This window comes from Streptomyces sp. NPDC014894, assembly GCF_043080985.1.
In the GTDB taxonomy this organism is placed as follows: Bacteria; Actinomycetota; Actinomycetes; order Streptomycetales; family Streptomycetaceae; genus Streptomyces.
In genome coordinates this window covers 44,595-66,644 of the sequence record NZ_JBIBWD010000019.1, presented here as the reverse complement: position 1 = coordinate 66,644, position 22,050 = coordinate 44,595, and the positions used below count along the sequence as shown (strand labels likewise).

Below are 22,050 nucleotides of genomic sequence, written 5' to 3'. Positions count from 1 at the left end.
GACAGTGGCTCGAACGGTGTCGAACAGGGGCGTTTTTACGCGGACTCGCAGGTTCCGGGCCGCCCGGCGGTTGCCGGCACAGCTTTGTCCGCCATACTGCTCGCCGTGGAGCAGAAGCACATAGGACCGAGCATCCCGCCGACGCACGCGGCCGGCGTCGACCCGGCGTTCATCCCCGGGCTGATGCCCTCGCGCCCCGCCGAGGCGGAGAAGCGCGAGGACACGGCCCCGGAAGCGCCGCCCGAGGACCATGTCCCCGAGGACCGCGCGCCCGAGCCGCCCGCCGGGGAGGAGCCCGCCCCGGACGGGGCGGAGGAGCCCCCGGAGCCCGACGGCCGCCCCGTCTTCGAGGTGTCGGACCGGCGCGGCGCGATCGTCGCGGACCAGTCGGGGATCACCTTCCGGCTGGACACCGAGGAGGCCCGGTTCGGCTGGGACGAGATCAAGGCCGTCGAGTTCGACACCCCGAGATTCGCGCGGCGCTTCAACGTCACCGTCTACACCTCCGGCCAGCGCTGGTTCCAGAACGACGTCGAGGCCCCGTCCCGCAGCGACCTCAAGACCTGGGCCGAGCGGCTCGACGCGGTGCTGGACGCGCGGTTCGAGGAAGACGCCGACGGCGCGACCGGTACGGAGTAGCCCCGGCCCCGGCGGGCCGCCCGGCCCGCTCCGGGGACACGTCGCCGGCACACGTCACCGGCCCTCGGCCAGCGCCTCGGCGAGGGCCGCGCCGGTCTCCCGGGCCGTGAGGTAGGGCCGTACGTCATGGGCCCTGGCCCCGTTGTGCACCAGCACATCGCGGACACGGTCGCCGAAGAGCGGGGCCAGCTCCTTCGCGAGGGCCACCACATCGCCCCGGTCGGCGATGTTGACCCAGCGCCGCACCGGCGGCGGCCAGGGTCCCGATCCGCCCCCGGGCGGCGGCTCCAGCCGGTCGAAGACCAGATTCCGCACGCCCAGCGGTGAGCCGAGGGTCACCAGGGCGACGCTTCCGGACCCCGCGGGGCGGGCGCGGAGCGCCTCGTACGCCACGACCGAGCCGAGCGAGTGGGCGACGACCACCTGGGTCTCGTCCCCCAGACACGCGGTGAACCGCTCCCGGACGGCCGCGCGGATCGCGGGCTCGGTGAAGTAGCGGCGCACCTGACGGGCGCTGGAGATCATCAGACGCTCGCCGAACCCGGCGAAGAACGCGGAGTGGCTGAGGGCGTCCAGGGCCCGCTGGACCAGCCGGGGCGTCCGCAGCCTGGCCGCCGCCCCCGGGCCCGCGACCCGGCTCTCCTCCCGGGCCGCCGACTCCCACCAGCTCAGCAGCAGTTCGGACTCCAGCCCCTCCCGGACGTCGGAGGCGTCCAGCTCGGGGACGCCGAGACCCCGGTGCCCGGCCGGGCGGAAGAGATCCCCGTAGAACGCCATGGAGACCTCCTCCCGCGCGAGCCGGGGACCGTCCGGGGCCGCCAGCGACAGCCCGTCGGCGAGCGCCGGACACCAGGCGTCGAGCAGGGTCTCGGGCCCCTTGGTCTCCTGGGCTATCCCATGGACGAGCACGACACGGCTCATCGGATCTCCTCTCCTTCGGCGAGTACAGGACGGCTGAACGGGCCCGCGCCGGGCACGACACGGCTCACCGGGGTTCCGCCCCCTTCGCGGGTACGACGAGGTCGAGCCGGAGCACGACCGCCCCCATGTCGGTCGCGACGCTGACGTGCCCCTCGTCGTCGGCCGAGAGATCGACGATGCCGCTGCCGATGTCGGCCTCGGCCGTCCAGGACGGGGAGTGGGTGTCCCACACCCGCAGCAGCCCGTACCGGTCGGCCGCGACGACGACGGGAGCCCCGCCGATACGGGTGAGGCGGATCGTGCGGGCGGTGGCGGGGAAGGGCTCCAGCTCCACCCCGAGGTCATGGCCGTCGACGAGGTCCCGGAATCTCACCCGGCCGTCCCCGGCCCCGGTGATCACGGTCTCCCGGCCGTCCAGCACTCCGATCTCCAGGCCGTAGGCCCCCATCGCGTGACCGCCGAGCGGTTCGTCGAAGGGTTCGCCGGTCCGCAGGTCCCAGAGCTGGACCGTGCCGTCGACGGAGGCGCTCGCCACGAGATGCGCGCCGGACGCGGTCACCGCCGTCCGCAGGTTCGTCACCTCGGCGGTGTGACCGGTCATCGGCGGACACACCGGGGTCTGGGTGTGCGCGTCCCACGCGTGCAGCACGGAGTCCCGCTCCGCCGACACCACCACGGCCCGGCCGTCCATCGTGTGCAGGGCGGCCCGCGTCGAGAGGCCGGAGCGCCGGACGAGCCGCCGCCGGAGGGTCAGGCTCCAGACCTCGACCCGCTCCCAGGCGCTGCGCACCAGCAGGGTGTCGTCGCCCGCCCGGGCGGCCGTCATGTGGTACACCAGCTGCGCGGGCGAGGGAATCTGGGAGGCCGTCTGACGCCCGCCGCGCAGATCGTGGGTCCGTACGATGCCGTTGCCGCCCCCCGTGACGACGACCGCCCGCCCGGCCCCGTCCCGGACGATGTCCGCCGAGACCAGCTCCTGTTCCCTCCCGCACAGCGGCTCCCCCACGGGCAGCATCGTGTCCGCGTCCCAGACCAGAACGTCCTTGCTGTTGGCGATGACGGCCACAGCGGCCCCGCCCGCGCGCCCGAACACCGGGGCCGACCGGAACACCTCCGGACCGCTCAGCAGATGGAGCCCCTCCAGCGGCGGGCCCAGGGGCCGCCCCGTCCGCAGATCCCAGATCCGGGCGGTGTCGTCGCGGGCGGTCGACACCGCCACCTCACGGCGGCCGACCCGCCCGAGGGCGGCGACGAGGACACGGCCGGTGTGCCCCAGGAACGGCCCGGCCGACTCCGCGCCGGTCATCACGTCGTGCGCGTGGAGCCGCTGCCCGTCGAAGACGGACAGCACCACCGGACGCGTGCCGTGGAAGGCCACCCCCACCGCCCGCGCCATGGGGGTGATGTCCTCCACGGGGAAGTGCCCCCGCGGCCGGAGCGGCCACGGGGACCCGGCCCCTCCCACCCGCCAGACGTACGCGTGGTCGAGCGAGGTGGCCAGGACGATCTCCAGCACGGGTCCGGCGCCGCGCACGGCGAGATGGCGGACGGCTCCGACATGCCCCACCAGCGGAACGCCCCGCAGGGCCCCGGTGACCGCGTCCCAGATCCGGACCGTGCCGTCCTCGCCGCCGCTGACCACCACGGGCCGGCCGTCCAGCGCGCCGAAGGCGACGCACCGCACCGTGTTGGTGTGCCCCTCCAACAGCAGCTCGGCCTCCCCGCCCCGGAGCGGGTCCCAGAGCCGTACGCTCGTGTCGGAACCGCCCGTCGCGACCGTGGCCCGGCCGTTGACCGTGGTCATGGCCACGGCCAGGACCGGTCCCGAGTGGCCTTCCATCGGCGCGGCGAGCTGCTCCCGGGTCGCCAGGTCCCACAGCCGGGCGGTGCCGTCCTCCGCCCCCGTGACCACGACGGAACGGCCCTCCGTCTCCCCGTAGGCCAGCGCGCCGACCGGCCGGGTGTGACCGGCCTCGGGCTGATCGGCGGTCAGATCCCAGATCCTGGCGGTGCGGTCCTCGCCGACGGTGACCGCCAGCGCGGCGTCGGAACGGTCGGTGAGCGCCGCCGCCGTGATCTCCGAGACATGGCCGCGCAAGGGCTGTCCCAGCTGCTGGAGGCTGCGCAGATCCCAGAGCCGGACGTCCAGGCGTCCGCAGGTCAGCGCCACGGGCCGGCCCTTGAACACCCCGGTCGCCAGCGAGCGGACCCCGCTGCCGAACCCGTAGACATGGGCCGCGACCGGCTCGCCGAGCTGACGGCGCTCGCCGAGGTCCCAGCGGCTGAGCATGCCGGACTTGTCGCCGACCAGGGCGACGGTCCGCCCGTCGACCCGGACGAGGCTCACCGCCGTCACCGACTCCGCCGGGCCGATCAGCGGGCTGCCGTCGGACCGGGCGTCCCCGCCGTGGAACACCTCGCTCAGGTCCCAGACGTGGACGGCCTTGTCGGTGCCGCCGGTGACCGCGGTGGGGCGCCCGTCCAGCTCGCCGAGATCGACGTCGAGGACGGTGCGCCGGTGGGCGCTCAGCTCGCCGCCCAGCTGCCGCCGGGTGGTCAGGTCCCAGATCCGGGCCGTGCCGTCGGCGCTGCCGGTCAGCACCACGGGCCGGCCCTCCACCGCGCCGATCACCATGGCGGTGACGTTGTTGGTGTGCCCGGTGAGCGGCTCGCCGTACTCCTGGCCCGCGGAGAGGTCCCAGACCCGGACCGTGCCGTCCAGCGCGCCGGTGAGGGCGACCGTGTAGTCGCCCAGCTCGCCGACGGCGACCGCGCCCACCCCGATGCCGACCGTCAGCGGATCGCCGATCTGCCGCTGCGAGGCGAGGTCCCACACCCGGGCGGTGCCGTCGGCGCCGCCGGTCACCGCGATCGGGCGGCCGTCCAGATCGCCGGTGGCGACGCAGCGAACGGACCTGCCGTGCCCGCTGAGCAGCCGGTGCACCCCGCTCGTCGACCACCAGGCCCAGCGCGCCGTCCACGGCAGGGCGACGGCGAGGCCGGAGATCCGGTCCGCGAGCCCGTCGGCGGCGCAGCGGCGGGCGGAGAGCTGGAGGTCTGCGGCGCGCTCCCCGAGCGAGCGGTCGGCGGTGAGGCGGTGCGCGACTTGTTCGTACGAGCCGCGGATACGGCGGGGCTCCTCGCCCTCGACGGTGACGAAGGCCCGCAGCAGGGCGAGCGGTTCGGCGGCGAGCAGGAAGCCGGGGTCCTCGACGAGGGCGGTGAGTCCGCCGGCCGCCGCGGCGTGGGTCGCGAGATAGAGCCGGATGTAGGGCACGGCGGCGAACCAGTCGGGGCGGCCGTCCGGGGTCTCGGGGACCAGGGAGCGCAGGGCCTCGACGACGGAGTGCTGGATGTCGGCCTCCGGACGGTCGGCACTGGCGCGCAGATGTTCGGCGAGCGCCTTGTGGTAGAGCCGGTACGCCGAGCGGCGGTCGTCGTCGATGACCTCGGCGATGTACGCCTCGCCGACGTCCAGCACCCAGGAGACGTCCTCCTCGGTGCAGGGCACTCCGGAGATCACCGAGCTGAGCGCCGTCCAGACCCGGCCGCGCGGAAGTCCCTTGCCCTCGGAGAAGGCGAGGGCGAGCAGCATCCGGCGGACGCGGGGCTCGTCGGGTCCGAAGCGGGCGAGGTAGTCGTCGAAGGCCTCGCCGACCTCGCTGGGCAGCTCGTCGTCCCAGCCCCGGCGGGCGACGTCCACGGCGCGCTGTTCGGAGCGGAGCGTACGGGCGGTGGTCCTGGCGTACAGATAGACGCCCGAGGCCTTGCGGGCGACGCCGCGGGCCACGGTGCGGGCGAGTTCGGGCCGGTCCCGGTAGGGGGTGGGGACGCCGGGCTCCTCGGCGGCGAGCAGGACGCGGGTGACATAGCCGGTGACGTCGGACTCGCCGGCGCGGTACGCGGCCCGGTCCAGGTCGAGGCAGGTGAAGGTGGGGCCGAGGGGCGCGACGAGTTCGTGGCGGGTGCCCACCAGGAGCCGTACGCCCTGGATCTCGGACAGGGGCCGGAGCAGTTCTCGGGTGATGCGGCGCGGTTCGCCGTGACCGCCGGAGTCGGCGGCGGTGTCGGAGCCCGCCTCGTCGACGGCGTCGACGACGATGACCAGCGGCGGGCCCTGGCGGCCGCGCCGGGTCAGTTCCTGGAGGAGGGCGGCGGCGCCGTCGGCCGCCGTGTCCAGGGCGGCGGCGATCCGTTCGACGACCTCTTCGAGGCGTTTGTGGCGGGCGTGGACGGCGGCGGTGACACAGCCTTCGGGGACGACGGTGTCCGCGTCGGCCCCGGAGAGGTCCATCCGGGTCCGGTAGCGGCCGTCGGAGAGGGCGACGATCCGGCCGAGCACCGCGGACTTCCCGCAGCCGGGGCTGCCGGTGACGACCCGGCCCCGGCCGTCGCCGTCGGGGGCGGTGAGCCAGGCGACGAGTTCGGTGAGGACGGCGGTCCGGCCGCTGAAGTACAGGCCCTGTTCGGATTCGAACTCCACTCCGCGCGAGCGCGGGCCGAAGTGTTCGGTGAGGTCGCGTTGGGCGACGCGGCGCTGCACTTCGAGGTCGGTGCCGAGCGGCGGGAGTTCTTCGCGGAAGCCGGAGTTGGCGAGAAAGGGGGCGAGTCCGGTGATCAGTCCGCCGGCGAGTTCGGCGCGCTGGCCCCGGCCGTCGGCCTCGAAGCGCTCGTTGACCGCCTTCACCAGCTCGGTGAGGTCCAGATACTGCTGGCGCTGTCCGGTGCGCCCGGTGGTGGTCGTCACGGCCCCGGTGAGGGCGGCGACGAACGCGCCGTCCTCGGCGATGTCCTTGCGGCGGGCGGCGGCGAGGAACCACAGGCCGGTGGAGGCGTCGGAGCCGGTGCTCCGGTACGCGATGGACCGGAGGGCGATCGCGGACGCCTCCGCGCCGCCCGCGCCGCCCGCGCAGGTGTCGAGGATCAGCAGCAGATGCCGCAGTCCGCCCCGGCAGAGGATGCGGACGAGATCCTCCGTGGCGAGGGCGGTGGTGGCGAGCTCCTCGTCCTGGGAGTCCCAGCAGAGCAGATAGTGCCGGTCGCGGTCCTCGACCGAGCCGTGGCCCGCGTAGTAGACGACGAGGACGTCGTCGTCGCCGAGATCGGCGTCGGCGGACCAGTGCCGCAGCTTCTGGCGGACCTGTTCGGCCCCCTCGTACTCGCCGAGTCCGGGCAGCGCGGCCGTGTAGCCGAAGGAGGAGAACAGCTCGCGGGTCTCCCGGATGTCGGCGGGCACCCGGTCCAGCTGCTCGCCGGGCGGGAGATGGCGGTAGCGCCCGCTGCCCAGCCCGATGAAATATCGTCGCCCCACCCAGCAACCCCGCCCCACTGTCACGCGTCTGCCCGGACCGTCGTCGACTGTAGCGACCCGGTGGCGGTGCGCACACGGTCACCGGGCGGACCGACGGCCGGTCAGCCGCTGCCGCCGCCCGTCGGGGCGGGCCGGCCGCGGTCGCGGCCGCGCGGGCCGCGGCGGGGGCGGCGGGAGCGGCGGGCCGGCCGGGGCGGGTCATCGCCGCCGGAGGGGTGGTCGTCGGCGGGGGCGGGGGTGACTCCGAGACCCTTGAGCCGGTCGAAGTCGGCGGTGTCGATCTGTTCGAGGATCTCCAGCTGCCGTTCCAGCTCGCCGAGCTGGCGGTCCGGGTCGGTGTGCCGGCGCAGGGCGTCGGCGGTGGTGACGTGGTAGCGCGCGAGGGCCACTTTGAGGCTGCGGCTCTCCAGGATCATCCGGTAGATCGTCTCCTCGGCCAGGGCGTCCTGGACGGATCTGACCGGCCGGGTGAAGAACACCGTCACGATCTGGCCCGCGCCCAGCACTCCGACGACGGCGGGGATCTGCCAGACCACCCGGTGCGGGTAGAACACGCTGAGCACCGAGAGGATCAGGGCCATCAGCAGCAGCCCGGAGCCGAGGCCGAGCAGGAACTTGCTGGCGAAGCCGACCGTGAGCTGCGCCCGGCGGAGCCGTTCCGACGCCTGGATGCGGTAGTCCCGCAGCCGGGCGTCCTCGTACGAGAGTATGCCCTGTTTGTCCTGGATGTACGAGGAGTAGCTCGCGAACTCCTCGGCCCCGCCCCGGGGCAGCCGGCCGTCCTCGTCGGGCCGGGAGCCGAGGAAGCGGGCGGTCTCCGCGAGTCCCGTCATCACCTCGGCGCGCAGCACCCGTTCGCAGAAGCTGAGTCCGGCGAGATGGCGTTCCAGGGTGCGGCTGGCGGTGAGCGCCTCGGAGACGACGAGCCGGCGGACGTTGTAGCGGGAGCGGATGCCGGTCAGCAGCAGCTGGACCTTGATGTCGGTGAGGACGCCGATCACCACGACATGGGTGGTCTCGGCGAGTTCGCCCGCGAGCAGTCCGTCGAGCAGTCCGGTCAGCTCGGAGCGCTCGCCGGGCTCGGGGCGGCCGCTCGCGCTGTGCTGGAAGTCGAAGAGCGTGTTGGAGAGCACATGGTGGACCCGGAGCCGGCCGCCCCAGTCCTCCCGGCCGTCCTCGGGGGGCGGCGGATCCAGCAGTTCGCCGAGCCCGTCCACGTACTCCGCCCCCCAGGTGCGGGCCTCGCAGTGGGCTCCGTACTGCCGGCGTTCGAGGTCGTACGCCTCTCCCGGGACATGCCAGTCGCGGATGTTGACCAGGTGGAGCAGGCCGTCGCCGTGGCCGCGGGTCCGGGAGCCGACGGTGGCGTCGAGGAACCGGGCGAGCGGCGAGCGGGCCAGCTGGGCGCGGGTGAGCGTTCTGCGATGGCCCTCGGTACGGAGGGTGTCGCCGCTCTCGGCGTCCAGCAGCAGTTTGGAGACCGCGCTGTCGGGGAGCGACAACTGGCAGTCCAGATTGAGGAACAGATCGTTCTGCAGACATTGCGTGATCAGGATGTACCGCGGCGCGGGGGGCTCGCCCCCGGCCGCCGGTCCCGGCGCCGGCGTGCTCATCCTCGTTCCTCCCGTCCGGACGTTCCCGTCCTGTCCTGCTCTGCTCTCCCCTGCCGGGACCGGCGCCGAGCCGGTCCCGGCGACGGGGACGTCGGTGCTCCCGGCGGGGTCAGCCCGGCAGCAGCGGCCACTGACGGGACAGCCGCATCGCCGCCTCCGTCACCGCCGGATCGCCCGACTTCCCCGCCACCCCGTCGAGATAGGCGTGGGCCGCCGCCTCGTACAGATCCGACACGGCGTGCAGCCGGGCGTCCTGGGCGGCCCGGCGGTGGTCGATCCGGGCGTTCAGCACGGCCTCGGCCTGTCTGGCCCGCTCCGCGCCCGCCTCGTCGGCCTCGATCTCCGCCTCCAGCCGCCGCAGCTCCTCCGCGTTGCTCCGGTACGCCGCCAGATACGGGTGCTCGTCCCCGAGCCCGATCAGAAAGGCGACGCCGCCGGAGAGCAGCAGCAGGGCGACGAACATCAGCGAGACGCTGTCGGGGGAGAGATTCAGCGAGTCGGCCAGACTCTCCACCGGCACCGTCTTCACATCGGGCGAGACGATCAGCGGCCGCTCCTCCCGGAAGACCAGCTTCGCCCGCAGCTCGCCCAGCGTCCACGCGCCGTATCCCCAGGCCGCCATGAGCGCCAGCGCGGGCACGGCGGCCAGCCGGATCGCCCCGGTGGCCGAGCGCCGCCGCAGGATCCGGCCCGCGATGTGCGGGGCGAGGATCATCACGGTGGAGACGGCGAGGGTGAGGCTGACGGAGAGCACGGCCGCCAGATCGCCGGTGCCGTGGAGCTGCTGGAAGACGACGTAGTACACCGGCAGTTCGACCAGGGCCAGCAGGCCCAGCAGGATCATCCGGCCCCGGGCGGACATCCCCGGGCGGGCGGCCGCGCCCTCCCAGGCCGCCCGGGACGCGGCGGCGTCCGCGAGGGACGCGCCGGGGTCCGTACGGACGTCGCCGTCGGGGAGGGTGTGCCAGCGCGGATGGTCCCGGCCGTCCCGGCCCTCCCGTGCTCCGGGGTCGGCGCCGGAGCCCGGGTCGGGTCCGATGGGGTCGTCCCAGTCGTCCGGCGCCCCGGCGCGGACCCGGCGGGCCTCGAACTTCCCCTGGACCCGGTCGCGGAAGGCGTTCCACCGGTCGGCCCGGCGGGCGAGCCGGTCGAGCTGTCCGACCACCGCCGACCGGCGGTCCTCCAGCCGCGTCCGCCGCGCGTCGGCCCGGGTCAGCCTGTCCGCGGCGGCCGTGGCCGCGGCCCGCACCCGGCTCGCCTCCAGGGCGGCCAGCTCCTCGGCCCGCGCGTCCTCCGCGGCGAGCTGCCGGCGGACCCGGTCCCGCAGGCTCGCCAGCTCGGCGAAGTACGGTATCCGGTCGGTGCTGTTGAGCACCCAGGGATCGAAGACCCGTCCGGCCGCCGCCTTCGCGCCCAGCGAGCGGGCCCGGTCCAGCATCCAGGAGGTGTCCTCGGCCCGGACGGCCGCCGGCTCCACGGGGTCCGGCTGCGGCAGCGTCCCGTCGGGGAAGCGCCGGGCGCCGGAGCGTCCCGGGCGGCCCCGGTCCGGATCGCGGCCGCGCAGCCGCAGCCGCCGCGGCCGCTCGTCCCCGTCAACGGTAGGTGGTGTGGACACGGGCCTTCACCCTCCCTTCGAGCAGCTCCGTCCAGAACGCGTCGAACTGCCGGAAGCGCGAGGTCTTGGTGTCGAACTTCATCCCGTAGCCGACCGGGTGGATGTCCGCGCCGGACAGATCGGGGGTGTCGTGGGACTTCAGCAGATCGTCGATGGCGGCCCGGCGCTTGTCCTCGGTGGCCAGATCCCGTCGTCCCATCCTGAACTCCGGATCGTTCTGCTGGAAGTCGCTGACCACCAGCAGCTTGAAGGAGCGGTCGTCGCCGTCGGGCCGGGAGAGCGCGATCCGCGAGAGTCCGCCGATCACGTCCGAGCCCGGCTCCTCCCGCTGCGCGCACCGCAGCAGCTTCTGCGCGCTGACGAGCGCCGCGCCCCGCAGGGCGGTCCTGGTCCGCTCCCGGTCGGCGGTGCCGGGCAGATCGGGGTCGAGGTCGACCTCGGCCACCTGGCACTTCGAGGCCTGGGAGACCCGGGTGATCGGCGCGAAGTAGGTGGTGCGGCAGCCGTTGTCGGAGAGGAACTTCTCCAGTTTGGCGTTGAGTTTGGCCTTGGCGTCGAAGCCGTCCTTGGTGGCCGCCGCCGAGCCGGAGCCGTCGACGACGACCCCGCAGGTCTGGCTGTGCCGGTCCGGTTCGTCGTTGAGCCCGCAGGAGGCGGAACCGGCCACGGGCAGTACGAGCGCGAGCGCCACGGGCAGTACCCGGCGTACGCCGGCGGAATGGCGGTGAGCGGTCATCGGGCGGCCCTTCCCCCGGCGGCGCCGGTGTTCTGTCGGTCGAGGATGCGCAGGGCGCGGGAGGTCGCGGTGGAGTCGTCCGGGTCGTCGTCCAGCAGCCAGATCTCCGGCCGCCAGTTGGCGTCCAGCTCCATCCGGCCGGGCAGCCAGTCGGCCGAGGGACGGCCTCCCAGCCGGGAAAGCTGCCGGTGGACGGCGCACAAACCGTCCCAGTAGCAGGCCAGTTGCTGATTGGCGCGGTCGGTCACGGCCTGGGCCTGGGAGCGGCAGAGGTCGGTGCTGGTGCGCCACTCGCCCACCCAGTGGCCGTAGCGGGCCAGCGCGGCGGGCATCGGCTCCCGGCGGACGTCGTACTGGGTGACGACCCGCACCGACTCGGCGCGCAGCCGGGCGATCAGCTCGCGCTCCCGGCGGATCAGCGCGGCGCGCATCTGCTCCGTGGTGCGGCGGGCGGTCTGGCGCACCTGGGTCACATAGGGCGTGACCAGCGCCGGATCGGTGTCGGGCAGCAGGGTCGCGGAGACCTCGGCGAGCGCGAGCGGCACCCGGGGCACGCCCCGTTTCCCGTCGCGCCTGCCGCGCAGCCCGGCCAGGGTCCGCGCGGTGCGGCCGAGTCGGCCCCGGCGGGCCGCCGCGTTGACGTTGTCGGCTCTGATCATGGAAGTCTTTCCCCCGTTTTCCCGCAGCGTGAATTACGCGCCGGACAGAGATGTATTCGCCGTTCGCACTCATGCCGAAGAAGCCGTCGCGCGATACCGGCCCCATGGAACCGCGAACGGAAGTTCGGCTCGGACAGGGATCTGGTGTTCCGCCCCGGCTCCGGGCGGAGACACTGTCGGACGGTGGCGACAACTGGCAGGAGCGTAGCGGAGGTTTCCCCCTTCCGTACCCAGGAACGCCCCTATTCCGTTCTGTTCCCGAAGTCGCCCGGAAGCCGCCCGGAGAACGCCCCCGCCGGGCTCCGTAAGCGGGCCATACTGAAATGGTTCCGGGGGCCGGAGTTTTATTGATCATGGAATTGAACGCACACGGCCGCCGGGGAAAGGACGACGGCCGGATGGCGGAAACCCCGGGGGCCGGAAGGAAATCGGACCCTCCTGAGACAGGTGCGGCGGATGGGGCGGGCAGGACGGATGGAAGGGGTGGGACGGACGGGTCGGAGGGGGTGCGCGGGGGCGCGGGTCCGGGGGGCGCCGCGAAGGGTCCCGAGGTCTCGCTGAGGATCAGCGGCACGCACTTCCCGGTGCGGACCCTCGGGCCGGGCCGCCGGCTCGGCGTCTGGCTCCAGGGCTGCGGGCTGGCCTGCGCGGGCTGCATGTCCCGGCACACCTGGGACCCGCTGGGCGGCTCGGACCGTACGGTCTCCTCCCTGCTGGTCCTCTGGCGCGCCGCCCTGGCCGCCGGCGCCGACGGGCTCACCGTCAGCGGCGGGGAGCCGCTGGACCAGCCGGCCGGGCTGGACGCGCTGCTCACGGGGGCCGCCTGGATCCGGGCGGAGGCGCTCGCCTCCGGCGAGGGCACGGCCCGGCACGCCGCCGATCTGCTCCTCTACACGGGGTACGAGGACGCCGAGATCGAGCGCGACCCGGCCCGCGCGGCGGCCGTCCGGCACGCCGACACCCTGGTGACCGGGCGCTTCCGGGCGGCCGAGCCCACCGCGCTGGTGTGGCGCGGCTCGGCGAACCAGCGGATGCGGCCGCGTACGGAGCTGGGGCGGGCGCGCTACGCGCCGCATCTGGACCGGCGCGACGACGGCCCCCGCCTCCAGGTGCACATGGTCGAGGGGGAGAACGATGTACGGCTGTACGGGGTGCCCCGGCGCGGCGAACTCGGCGCGCTGGAGAAGCGGTTGGCCCGGGCGGGGATGCGGCTGCGGGGCCCGAGCTGGCGGCCCTGAGAAGGCGGCCGGGCCGCTCGTGCCCCGGCCGGCCCGGCTCTCAGAGCGCGCCGACGGCCTGCGCGGTCGCCCGGTCCCGGACGACCATGTGCACCCGCCGGCCCGGGTCCCTGGCCAGCTCGTCCCGGATCGCCCAGCGCAGCCAGGTCGCGCTGACCACGGGCGTCAGACCGCCCCGGCCCGCGCCGAGCAGCGGGAAGCAGAGCGACGAGGGCCCGCGGCCCTCCCGTTCCTCCTCCTCCCGGGCGAGCGCGAAGCAGGAGGCCACCGCGCGGGCGAGGCTCTCCGGGCCGACCCGGTAGGTGTCCTCGTACGGGGTGGCCACCGCCGCGTGGTAGATCCGCCGCACGCCGCGGGCGGCCAGCGCCCCCGGCGAGGTGGGCACCACCGTGCCGGAGCGCACCGGCAGCCCCGGGCGGCCGTGCGCGCGCAGCCACTCGCCCAGCTCCCGGACGAGCACGTCGTCCACGATCTCCCCGGCCTGGTCGCGGACGGCCGCCGCCAGCCGGAGCGAGCCGGAGACCGTCGGCCGGAAGGTCTTGGACATCTCCAGATAGACGTTCTCCGAGGAGACCAGGATGTCGATGTCGCGCAGCAGCTCTATGGGCGAGACATGGAGCGTGAAGCTGGTGGAGGCGTCCACCGGGACCCGCTCGACCCGCAGCGGCGGCTCCAGCCCGCCGGTCCTGCGCCCGGCGCCCGACGCGGCGGCGGCCGGGGCGGGGGCGGCCGGGGCGGGGGCGCTGCCCACCGGGACGGGCGCGGGCTCCCGCAGCACGGTCAGCACCGCCTCCGCGAGCTGCTGGATGACCTGCTGCTCCTGGTGCTTGCGGAACCGCTCCGGGGTCACTCCGTACACCCCCGCCGCGGTCTTGCGGCGCTCGAAGGCCGGGTCGCCCCTGCGGTCGGGCAGCAGCCCGAAGGTGTGGGCCGCCGCCCGGCCGAGCAGATCCTTCTCGCCGAGCCGCCGCACCGCCTCCTTGAGCAGGGCCTCGATGCCCGCGGGGGTGTCGTCCGCGCCCGCGCAGAAGCCCCCGGCGAGGGCGGCCGCGCGCAGCGCCGGATGGTCGGCCCCGCGCAGACCGGCGAGGCCGGGGCGGCGCAGGGTTCTGAGTTCGTCGAGAAGGTGGTCGTAGGCAGGCAGAGTGGAAGGCGACTGCTCCTGACTCATGGCGACCAGGCTAGCGAGCGGGCGCTCCCCGGTCGACGGTTTCGCGATACGGGACCGTATCGATCCGGGCCGGTGGGGGCGGGCGGCGCAACGCGCCTTCCCGGGCAAGCCGTTCTCCCGGCGGACGGTACGGGGAATGCGCGGAAATCCCGTCCGCCATTGCCGGGGCTTCGCTACCATCGCCGCGAAGCCCCGGGGGATTTCGCCGGACCGCGCGGTTTCTTTTCGTTGCCCGGTGCACGGAAATCGTCGTGCCGTATTGGCGGCCGGCATTCCGCTCGCGCGGGGAATGGCCTCCGGCCGGGGTCGGCCGTCTCTCCGGGGCGGCTGTTCCTCCGTGCCCCGGCGTGTTCCGACGCGTGCCGGGGCGTACCGGCGTGCGTTACGGCCCGGGGCGCCGGCCCTCTCCCGCGACCGACTTCACCGATCTTCCGTTCCGGCCGGCGCCGGGGTCCCTCACCACGGCGTTCTCCTCCGACCCGCTTCACCGGCCCGCTTTCGCCGGCCGCCCGTCCCGACCGGCGTCACCGCGGCTCTCCCGCGACCGCGGCCACCGCCGTCCCGTCCACCGTCCCGTCCGCCGTCCCGCCCGGCGGCCCGCCGACACCCGTCCGCCCGTCCCGGCCCGCGTCGCGCACGGGATCCCGTACGACTGTCACCGCCGACCGCCGACGACCGATTCCGGCCAGTGCCGCCGGGCCCCGCCGACCGCCGGTTCAAGCCAGTGCCGCCGGGCCCCGCCGACCGCCGGTTCAAGCCAGTGCCACCGGCCCCTCCCACCGGCCGCCCGGCCCGCGCGCGCCGACCGCCCGCCCTGTCCCGACTCAGCCCCGCCGTGCACGAGGTGACTGAAGTGACCCTTCCACCGGACCGGCCCGTCGCGCCGCCCACCGAGTACGAGAACGAACCGCCGCCGCCCACCGAGTACGAGGCGCCCGCGCCCGGGACGGCCGCCGGGGGCGTACCGCTCACCGAGGAGGAGGCCGAGGCCGAGCGCCCCGCGGCCCCGGCGCGGCCGCGCGGGGACACCGGGCAGCTGCCGCTGTCGCTGCGCGACCGGTTCCGGCTGCGCGCGGTGCTGCGGCGGCCCGAACTCCCGCACCAGGCCGCCGTCTTCCGGGTGGAGGACGCGCACGGCACGCACATCCTCAAGTGGTACGACAGCGAGCACGCCCCCGAACCCGCGGTGTGGGGACCGCTGCTGGAGCGCCGCCGCCCGCATCTCACCCACTACACCGAGGCCGACCGCACCGGGGCCGACGGCCACCCCTACGACCTGGCCCCCTCCTACGGCGAGACCGACCTCGCGACCCGCCTGCGGGACCGCCCCGGACCCGTCGAACCGGCCCTGCTGGCCAGTGTCGTACGCCAGCTGCACGCCGCCCTGACCAATCTCCACGAGCTGGGGATCGTGCACCGGGACCTCAGCCCGGCCAATGTCGTGCTCGGCAGTCTGGACCCCGCGGACCCGGAGCTGGTCCTGGTCGACTTCGGCGTCTCCGCCCACGCCCCCGAGGAGCGCTACTCCCGGGCCGAGCGCTGGGCGGGCACGGCCCTCTACATGTCGCCGCAGGCGTCGCTGCGCAATCAGCTGATCCATCCGCCCGGCGACTGGTGGTCGCTGGGCATGATCGTCGCCGAGATGGCCGGAGGACGGCACCCCGTCCCGTACACCGACAACGACTTCGTACGGGAGGAGATCAGCTCCCGCGCCCCGGACCTCTCGCTGGTCACCGACCGCAGACTGCTGCTGCTCTGCACCGGGCTGCTCACCCGGGACCCCGACCACCGCTGGGGGAGCGAGGAGGTGGCCCAGTGGCTGGCGGGCGGCTCGCCGCAGGTCGCGCCCTGGGAGGCCGGCAGCGCGCCCGGCGCGTCCGACCCGGCCGGGAGCCCGGGCGTCGATCCGTACCCCTTCCTCGGCGAGGAGTACACCCGGCCGGGACAGCTGGCCCGGGCCTTCGGCGAGAACTGGCGGCAGGCCCGCACCACGCTGGGCGGGCGGCGCGGCCGGGAGGACTTCGTCCGCTGGCTGCGGCAGTTCGAGGGCTCGCCCGGCCGCGACCCCGCCGAACTGAACGCCCTGGTCGGGCTGTTGGCGAACGAGGTCAGGCCCGCGACGCTGGTCCGGCTGATCTCCTGGCTCGGCCCCACCCTCGACGCCTCCTACCGGGGCGTGCCGCTCGACCGCGCCGGGCTGCGGGACCTGCTCCGGGAGGCCGGCCGCGGCGACGACTTCGCCCGCTCGGTGGTGGCGGACCTCGGCGCGCACACCATCCTGCCGCTGCTGGAGCACCGCCCCGGCGGCGAGGGGCTCCAGGCGGTGCACCAGCGGTGGATCACCGCCCTCTCCCGCTGGGAGCAGACCGCCGAGGAGCTGATCGCGGAGACCGCCTGGCCGAGGCAGTCCCGGGAGGAGGCCCGCGCCGCCGCCCGGCTGGACGGGGCCCGGCGGGCGGCGCTGCTGGCGCTGGCCGCCGACCCGGAGGCGAGCCGGGCCCGGCTCGCGCGGCGCGCGGCGGAGCGCCTCGACGCGCTGCCCCAGCCGGTCGCCTGGTACCGCAGGCTGGTGCGGGACCACGACGATCTCGTACGGATGCATCTCGCCGAGCGGCTCGCCTTCCTGGCGGAGCGGGAGTCGTGGGAGGCCCGGGCCCGGATCGAGGCGGACCGGGCCGTGCTGCGCCAGCAGCGGGACCTGGACGCCGCCGCGATCTGGCTGCGCCGCCAGGACATGGCTCCCACGCTCGGCTGGGCCGTCGGCGGGGCGGCCGCGCTGATCCTCCCCTGGATCCTGGTCATCGGGGTCTGCGATGTGCTCGGGTGGGCGGACCAGGCCACCGTGCTCACCGCGTGGCTGCTGGCGGTCCCCGGGGCCGCCGCCGTACTCGCCCTCGAACTGTGGACCGCGTACCGCATCGGCAGCCCCGGCTACCACCCCGACCGTTCACTGGCCGGGCTGGTGATCGACCGCGCGCTGCCCTTCGCCCGTTTCGCCCGGCAGCCGGGGGCCCGTTTCCCCGTCCGCGGTCTGGTGCTGCTGCTCCTGCCGTTCGGGCTGCTCTTCCTCACCCTGGCCCACGCGGCGTGGGCCTGGCCCGCCGGCACCGTCGCCGTACTCGCCTGGTGGACCGTCCGCCGGCTGCACCGCTGGCATCTGCATCTCGTCGACCTCCGCAGCGGAGCGCGCGGCGACCCGGGCCCGGCCCGCCCCCGCCCGCGTCGGCGACCCCGCCCGCGCACCCGCCGCGCCGGAGACGCCGGCCCGGGGAGCGGCTCAGGAGACGGACCGGGTACGGGGGACGGCCCGGGAAACGCGCCGGGTACGGGGAACGGCCCGGGAAACGCGCCGGGTACGGGGGACGGCCCGGGAAACGCGGCGGGAAGCGCGCCGGGCAGGGGGGACGGCCCGGCCGACGGCCCCGGAGAACGGCAGGACCGTCCGCCCGGCCCCGTCCCCGGACAGCGCCGGGACCCCGGAGGCGGCGGCCCGCCCCCCGGACAGCGGCCCGGCGACGGAAGCACCGACCACGGAGGAGAGTTCGTATGAGCGCGGGACTGGCCCTGCCCAGCATCGAGTCGATCGCGACACAGGTCGACTTCCCCACCGGCGAGATGGCCGACCTGTTCGCCCAGGGCGGCTCCCAGGCCGTCGCCGACGCGCTCGCGCGGGAGGGCTCGGGGACGGCCGTCGCCGACGCCCTCGCGCGGGCGGCGGAGCAGTCGGGCGCCGTCGGGTCGGCGACGGACGCGTTCCCCGCCACGGCCCAGAACCTCGGCGTCCCCGATCTCACCGTGCCGGACCTCACCGTCCCCGATCTCACCGCCTCGGACGTCCTCCCGGACTTCGCGGTCCCCGACGTCGCCGGCGTCGGGGAGCGGATGGCGGACGCGGCCGCCGACCAGCTCCAGGACCTGCTCCTGCCCGCCCTGATCGGCCTGGGCTCGCTCAGCGGCGCCCTGCTCGCCGGACGCGCGGCCATGGCGGGCGCGCAGGCGCTCGCCGCCGCCGCCGTCCGGGCCGCCGAGTCCCAGGCCGCCCTGCGCCAGGCCCGGTTCACCGCCGCCCAGTCCGCCGCCTGCTGGCGCGAGGCCGCCTTCGCCGCCGCCCGGACCAACGCCCGGCTGGAGGCGCTGCGGGCCCGGATCCGCCGGGCGGGCGCCGCCGCCGGACCCGGCCCCGAGCTGCCTCCGCCGCTGTCCCCCGCCGGGCTGAGCCTGGCGGAGACGTGGCGGCGGCTCGCCGACACCGAACAGCGGCTGCGCCACGCCGAGGCCGCCTGCGCGCGGGCCGCGATGGAGGCCGCCGGCGGGGCAGAGTTCACCGGCGGCGACAGCGGCTGGCACACCCGGCTGCGCGCCCGGCGGCGGGAGGCGCTCGCGGAGTACGAGCGGACCGGGGCCGGGGAGACGGCGACGGCTCCGCTCCCCGTCCGCCCGACGGCCGCCGCCCTCTCCGAGGAGGACGCGCTGCGCCTGGGCGGAGAGCTGCTCGCCGGACTCCCCCGGGAGCTGCCGATGGCGGACTACCGGCTGGTGGAGGAGATGGCCGCCTCGGCGGTGACCGCCGCCGGGACCCGGCCGGCCGCCGCCCGGCGGCATCTGCGCGAGGCCACCCGGTTCGCCGAGCGGCTGACCCGCACCGCCGAACGGCGGCGGGCGGACGAGGAGTGGGCCGCCCAGAAGCTCGCGTTCCTCCGGCACGACCCGGCCGGCGGCGCCGTGCCGCTGCCGGACGCCGCCGCCGAGATCGCGGACCTGGAACGGGTCCTGCACCGGGGCGAGAGCCTCGGCGAGTCCGAGATCCTGCGGATCTCCGCCCGCGTCGGCGAACGGACCGAGGTGTTCCAGCGGCTCTACACCACGGAGGTGATCCGCGCGGCCGTGCGCGAGGCGGGGACCGCCGGCTCCGACGACGGCGCCCGGAGCGACCGCGGAACGCCGGGCGCGGAGCCCCCGGCGGTCGTCGACTGGACCCCGCCCGGCTGGGGCGAGGAGCACTGGCTGCGCCTGCTGGTGGACGGCGGCGGGGCCGCCCGCGTCGTCACCATGCACCGCGACCGGCCCGCCGCCGAGGAGACCGACGCCGACCGCGAACTCGACTGGCTGCGCTGCGCCGAGGCCCCCGAGCAGCTGCGCACGCTGGAACGGCTGACCGAACGGGCCGGGCTGCCGCTGCGCTTCGCCTTCGACCCGCTCCCCGAGCGCCCCGCCCCGCGCGACCGGGCCGGGCCCGCCGACCGCCGCGCCCACGACCGGGGCGACGGCCCCAAGGCCCGCCACCACGATCAGGAGCCCCGCCGATGAGCGACACCCGGCCGCCCGCGCCCGAGGTCACCCCCGGCCGCGAACGCGGACTGCCCGCCTTCGCCGAGGAGCTGACCGGCACCCTCAGCGTCCACTCCCAGTACGTCCTGCACGGCAACATCCGCGACATCCACCTCGTCCGCCACGACTCCGCCCCCGACGACGGCGGCGCGGACCGGCCGTACGACGCCCACCACACCCTCACCGAGGTGCTGTGGAACGCCCTCTGGCAGGAGGGGTACGAGGTCCTCGTCCGCTACGACATCGTGGACGGGTTCACCGTGGTCACCGGACCGGCGAAGGACGAGGTCCGCGAGCTGCTGCACGGCCGCGACGGCGGCGGGGGCCGCCCCGCGCGGCACCCGGGCGCCGCCGCCCGCCCGGCGGGCGGCCCCGGCCCGCTGCCCGACACCGAGCGCGTCCTGCGCGCGATCGCCGGGGGCTTCCCGCCGTCCGGACCGCTCGCCGGCCCGCGCCCCGGGCAGCGCCCGGAGCGCCAGGACCCCATCCGCGCGGTGCTGCTGATCGACTACGCCGCCCGGATCCCCACCGATGTGTCCCGGCTCAGCGAGCCGGAGCGGGACTTCTTCCTCAGCTGTCTCAAACTCGCCGAGGACGCCCGTCCGCTGCCCGACCCGCGCAGCGGACGCAAGCTGTTCAACCCGGTGATCTGGCTGGCCGACGGGGAGCGCGAGCTGCCGACCTGGCTGGTGGCCGGGAGCGAACGGGTCCGGACCATCGGGCTGCCGCTGCCCGACCTCGGCGGCCGGCGGCGGATGGCGCGGCTGCTCGCCGGGGAGCACGCCGAGAAGTCCCGCCGGGACGAGGGGACCGTACGGCTCGACAAGCCCGCCGGGCCCGACGCGCCGGACGGGCCCGAGACGCCCGCCCGACCCGACCGGCTCACGAAACGGGCCCCGGAACCGGCCCCCGCGGCCGCCCCCGCCCCCGCCTCGGACCCCGAGCACGACATCGACACCTTCGCCCGGGCCACCGCCGGGCTGACGCTGCGCGCCATGCGCGAGAGCACGCACATGGCCCTCGACCGGGGGCTGCCGTTCTCCGCCATGCGCGACGCGGTGCGCGTCTATCAGCTCGGCGTGGAGGACAACCCCTGGCAGCGCTCCTACGTGCGCGACCAGATCCGTAAGGGGGAGTCCTACATCCGGGGCCGGGTGAAGGGCCAGGAGAAGGCGGTCGGCAAGACGCTCGACATCCTCAAGCGCGCGGCCCTCGGGCTCTCGGGCGCGCAGGCCTCCCACCCGGGCAGCCGCCCGCGCGGAGTGCTCTTCTTCGCCGGACCGACCGGCACGGGCAAGACGGAGCTGGCGAAGTCCGTGGCCACGGTGCTGTTCGGCACCGAGGACGCCTGTCTGCGCTTCGACATGAGCGAGTTCTCGGCGGCCCACTCGGTGGACCGGCTGGTGGGCGCGCCGCCCGGATACGTGGGGTACGAGGCGGGCGGCGAGCTGACCACGGCGGTGCGCAACGACCCGTTCCGGGTGGTGCTGTTCGACGAGATCGACAAGGCCGACAAGGGGGTGCTGGACAAGTTCCTCCAGGTCCTGGAGGACGGCCGGCTCACCGACGGACAGGGCGTCACCACGTACTTCAGCGAGTGCGTGCTGATCTTCACCTCCAATCTGGGGGTGCGGAACCGGGCGGACCGCGGCGGCGCGCGGGGCGGCGACGGCGGCGGCCGGATCGCGGTGCCGGGGATGCCCTACCACGAGCTGGAGGAGATCATCCTGGCCAATGTGAAGCAGCACTTCGTGGAGGAGATCGGCCGGCCGGAGCTGATGAACCGGCTGGGCGGCAATGTGGTGGTGTTCGACTACATCTCGGCCGAGGTGGCCGCGGAGATCTTCGATTCGCAGGTGGGCAACATCCAGCGGGTGCTGAGGGAGGAGCAGGGGGTCTTCCTGCGGCTCTCCGAGGAGGCGCACCGGACGCTCTCCGCGCACTGCACGGCCGACTCCGACAACGGCGGCCGGGGCATCGGGATGCTGCTGGAGACGCATCTGATCAATCCGCTGGCGCGGGAGCTGTTCGACCGGGGGGCGCTGGAGGGGACGGCGGTGACGGTGACGGGCGTACGGCTGGACGAGGACGGGACGGCCGCGCTGGAGCTGCGGCTGTCGTCGGCGTCCGGCGCGGAGGGCGTCCGTCCGTGAGCGGGGGGTGGTGGCGGGAGGCCGACGACAGCGACAGCTCCATCTCCAGCGGCTCCGGCGGAGCGCCGGCCGGGACCGGCGGCGGCGGGGAGGAGCGGGCGCGGCCGGCCGGCGGGGAGGACCGGGAGCGGGCGCGGCCGGCCCGCGGGGAGGACCGGGAGCGGGCGCGGCCGGCCGGCTGGGTGCCGCTGAACGACCCGCCCGAGGCCGGGCCCCCGCCCGCGCCCGCGCCGGAGGCGGAGGCACCGGCGGAGGGCGCGGCGAGCTGCTGGAGCTGCCGTGAGCCGGTGCCCGCCGGGGAGCCGCTCTGCCCCTCCTGCGGCAGCGGGCGCGCCCATGTCGTCCTGGTCTGCGCCGAACCCGCCCTGGAGCTGGCCCGGGGCCCCGGCCGCCCGCTGAACCTGGGCCGGGACCCCGATTGGGCGCCCTGCACCGCCGCCGCCTTCAGCGGTCTGCCGAAGCTCTCCCGCCGGCACGCCACGGTCACCGTCGAGCCGGACGGCGGGGCCTGGGTCGAGGAGGCCGTACCGGGCAGCCGCAACCACACCTTCGTCAACGGCGCGCAGGTCGTGCCGGGAGTCCGCACCCCGCTGCGGGACGGCGACGAACTCCGCCTCGGTCTGCGGGTCGTCGCCTTCTCGGTACGGCTGTACGGGCCGCGCTGAA

13 protein-coding genes are annotated in these 22,050 nt (G+C 75.4%); 6 read left to right on the top strand and 7 right to left on the bottom strand.

Annotated elements, in window-relative coordinates:
- The first annotated feature begins 105 nt into the window (after positions 1 to 105).
- A complete protein-coding gene (locus ACF089_RS32125) occupies positions 106 to 639 on the top strand; it encodes a hypothetical protein (RefSeq protein WP_392034441.1) in 534 nt (177 codons plus the stop codon).
- Between the two features lie 54 nt (positions 640 to 693).
- Here the strand turns inward: ACF089_RS32125 and ACF089_RS32120 are convergent, their stop codons facing one another.
- The 6 genes from ACF089_RS32120 to ACF089_RS32095 all read right to left on the bottom strand — a co-directional run bounded on the left by ACF089_RS32120 (position 694) and on the right by ACF089_RS32095 (position 11,494).
- Positions 694 to 1,560 carry a hypothetical protein gene (locus ACF089_RS32120; protein ID WP_392034438.1) on the bottom strand — a complete coding sequence of 289 codons (867 nt, stop codon included), beginning with the start codon at positions 1,558 to 1,560 and terminating at the stop codon, positions 694 to 696.
- Positions 1,561 to 1,624: 64 nt separating this feature from the next.
- Entirely contained in the window at positions 1,625 to 6,871 is a 5,247-nt protein-coding gene (locus ACF089_RS32115; protein ID WP_392034436.1) for a caspase family protein, read from the bottom strand.
- Positions 6,872 to 6,972: 101 nt separating this feature from the next.
- Positions 6,973 to 8,484 (bottom strand): hypothetical protein, encoded by a 1,512-nt coding sequence (locus ACF089_RS32110; protein WP_392034433.1) that lies wholly within the window; start codon positions 8,482 to 8,484, stop codon positions 6,973 to 6,975.
- Positions 8,485 to 8,593: 109 nt separating this feature from the next.
- A complete protein-coding gene (locus ACF089_RS32105; protein ID WP_392034430.1) occupies positions 8,594 to 10,099 on the bottom strand; it encodes a hypothetical protein in 1,506 nt (501 codons plus the stop codon).
- Positions 10,077 to 10,835, bottom strand: a complete 759-nt coding sequence (locus ACF089_RS32100) for a hypothetical protein (RefSeq protein ID WP_392034427.1) — start codon at positions 10,833 to 10,835, stop codon at positions 10,077 to 10,079. The genes ACF089_RS32105 and ACF089_RS32100 overlap by 23 nt, the downstream gene beginning before the upstream one ends.
- Positions 10,832 to 11,494: a hypothetical protein gene (locus ACF089_RS32095; protein WP_392034425.1), complete on the bottom strand. Its 663-nt coding sequence runs from the start codon at positions 11,492 to 11,494 to the stop codon at positions 10,832 to 10,834. Before ACF089_RS32095 ends, ACF089_RS32100 begins: the two co-directional genes overlap by 4 nt.
- 584 nt (positions 11,495 to 12,078) lie before the next feature.
- Between ACF089_RS32095 and ACF089_RS32090 the strand changes: the two genes are divergently transcribed.
- Positions 12,079 to 12,732 carry a 4Fe-4S cluster-binding domain-containing protein gene (locus tag ACF089_RS32090; RefSeq protein ID WP_392034423.1) on the top strand — a complete coding sequence of 218 codons (654 nt, stop codon included), beginning with the start codon at positions 12,079 to 12,081 and terminating at the stop codon, positions 12,730 to 12,732.
- A gap of 40 nt (positions 12,733 to 12,772) precedes the next feature.
- Here the strand turns inward: ACF089_RS32090 and ACF089_RS32085 are convergent, their stop codons facing one another.
- Positions 12,773 to 13,903, bottom strand: a complete 1,131-nt coding sequence (locus tag ACF089_RS32085) for an Appr-1-p processing protein (RefSeq protein ID WP_392034420.1) — start codon at positions 13,901 to 13,903, stop codon at positions 12,773 to 12,775.
- Between the two features lie 853 nt (positions 13,904 to 14,756).
- Here ACF089_RS32085 and ACF089_RS32080 point away from each other — a divergent pair.
- Genes ACF089_RS32080 through ACF089_RS32065 form a run of 4 tightly spaced genes read left to right on the top strand, consistent with a single transcriptional unit; the run spans position 14,757 to position 22,049 of the window.
- A complete protein-coding gene (locus ACF089_RS32080; RefSeq protein WP_392034417.1) occupies positions 14,757 to 17,453 on the top strand; it encodes a protein kinase in 2,697 nt (898 codons plus the stop codon).
- The gene (locus ACF089_RS32075) at positions 17,450 to 19,210 is read left to right on the top strand and encodes a hypothetical protein (protein ID WP_392034415.1); all 1,761 of its coding nucleotides are present in this window, start codon (positions 17,450 to 17,452) and stop codon (positions 19,208 to 19,210) included. Before ACF089_RS32080 ends, ACF089_RS32075 begins: the two co-directional genes overlap by 4 nt.
- Positions 19,207 to 21,384 (top strand): AAA family ATPase, encoded by a 2,178-nt coding sequence (locus tag ACF089_RS32070; RefSeq protein WP_392034412.1) that lies wholly within the window; start codon positions 19,207 to 19,209, stop codon positions 21,382 to 21,384. Before ACF089_RS32075 ends, ACF089_RS32070 begins: the two co-directional genes overlap by 4 nt.
- Positions 21,381 to 22,049 carry an FHA domain-containing protein gene (locus ACF089_RS32065; protein WP_392034409.1) on the top strand — a complete coding sequence of 223 codons (669 nt, stop codon included), beginning with the start codon at positions 21,381 to 21,383 and terminating at the stop codon, positions 22,047 to 22,049. The genes ACF089_RS32070 and ACF089_RS32065 overlap by 4 nt, the downstream gene beginning before the upstream one ends.
- The last annotated feature ends 1 nt before the right edge of the window (position 22,050 follow it).

Bases quoted from the DNA above. Each gene is read 5' to 3' on its own strand.
- ACF089_RS32120 (WP_392034438.1), bottom strand. From the start codon at position 1,560: ATGAGCCGTGTCGTGCTCGTCCATGGGATAGCCCAGGAGACCAAGGGG.
- ACF089_RS32110 (WP_392034433.1), bottom strand. From the start codon at position 8,484: ATGAGCACGCCGGCGCCGGGACCGGCGGCCGGGGGCGAGCCCCCCGCG.
- ACF089_RS32100 (WP_392034427.1), bottom strand. From the start codon at position 10,835: ATGACCGCTCACCGCCATTCCGCCGGCGTACGCCGGGTACTGCCCGTG.
- ACF089_RS32095 (WP_392034425.1), bottom strand. From the start codon at position 11,494: ATGATCAGAGCCGACAACGTCAACGCGGCGGCCCGCCGGGGCCGACTC.
- ACF089_RS32085 (WP_392034420.1), bottom strand. From the start codon at position 13,903: ATGAGTCAGGAGCAGTCGCCTTCCACTCTGCCTGCCTACGACCACCTT.
- ACF089_RS32075 (WP_392034415.1), top strand. From the start codon at position 17,450: ATGAGCGCGGGACTGGCCCTGCCCAGCATCGAGTCGATCGCGACACAG.
- ACF089_RS32070 (WP_392034412.1), top strand. From the start codon at position 19,207: ATGAGCGACACCCGGCCGCCCGCGCCCGAGGTCACCCCCGGCCGCGAA.